Raw genomic sequence first — 1,067 nt, 5'->3', positions numbered from 1 at the left:
CACTCTATAACCAAGTCGTTCGAGCATGGTCTTGCCCATTTCAGCAAGTATCTCCTCATCGTCAATAAAGAGAATATGCTCAATGCCTGTTTGGACAAGCTCTGCAGGTGTTGTCTCCGCTTCCGGTTGAGCCGTATCTGCATGAACGGGAAGGTACACATAAAAAGTTGTTCCTTTGCTCGGTGAACTTTTACAGGATATAAATCCACCAGATTTCTTTGCGATACCATGGATAATGGCAAGACCCATCCCTGTGCCTTTACCTACCTCCTTCGTAGTGAAGAAAGGATCGAAAATTTTGTCCATAATTTCCGGTGCTATTCCTTGGCCTGTATCTCCGACAGAGATTTCTACAAAATGCCCAGGCTGCACATCTGGTTCGCTGGCTAAGTCGGCCAGGGCCAATTCTTTGTTTTGCAGGGAAATGTTGAGAATGCCGCCAGTCTCTTCCATAGCGTGGAAAGCATTAGTACAAAGATTGGTTATTATCTGATGAATCTGAGTCGGATCAGCAAAAATCACTCCAGCCTCTAGATCGATGTTTTGCTGGATTTCAATCGTCGTGGGCAACGTTGCACGGAGCATTTTTATAGCTTCTTTTATGATGAAAGCCGGTTGCAGAACCCTCTCTTCTGTCACTGTTTGTCGGCTAAAAGCGAGTATCTGCTTTACCAATTCTTTAGCTCTCTGGCTTGCCTTGATAACGCTGTCGATATCACTTCTCATCGTCGATCCTTTCGGGCTATCCTCCTGCACCATCTCTGCGTAACCTAGAATTGCCCCAAGGATATTGTTGAAATCGTGGGCAATCCCGCCAGCAAGCGTGCCTATAGCTTCCATCTTCTGCGCTTGATAGAGTTGTTGCTGTAGCAGCAACTTTTGTTCCTCAGCTTTTATCCTGTCAGTGACCACTTCCGTATAAACTACAAAACCACCGATTTCACCGTTAGCTTGATACCAAGGACGACACTCCCAGGTCGTCCATTCAAAAGAACCATCCTCCCTGTCATACCTGTCATTCTCTGCGCTTGAAGTGATGCCAACAAGTGCCTTTTGGTGGACATCCC

1 protein-coding gene is annotated in these 1,067 nt (G+C 46.2%); it reads right to left on the bottom strand.

Annotated features, from left to right (window positions below):
• The coding region (locus BUF15_RS26515; RefSeq protein WP_234981293.1) for an ATP-binding protein at positions 1 to 1,067 on the bottom strand (1,067 nt) is incomplete at both ends.

The organism is Desulfopila aestuarii DSM 18488, from assembly GCF_900143695.1.
Lineage (GTDB): Bacteria > Desulfobacterota > Desulfobulbia > Desulfobulbales > Desulfocapsaceae > Desulfopila > Desulfopila aestuarii.
Note: the sequence above shows the minus strand (reverse complement) of the source record. Positions and strands in the feature narration are given on the sequence as shown.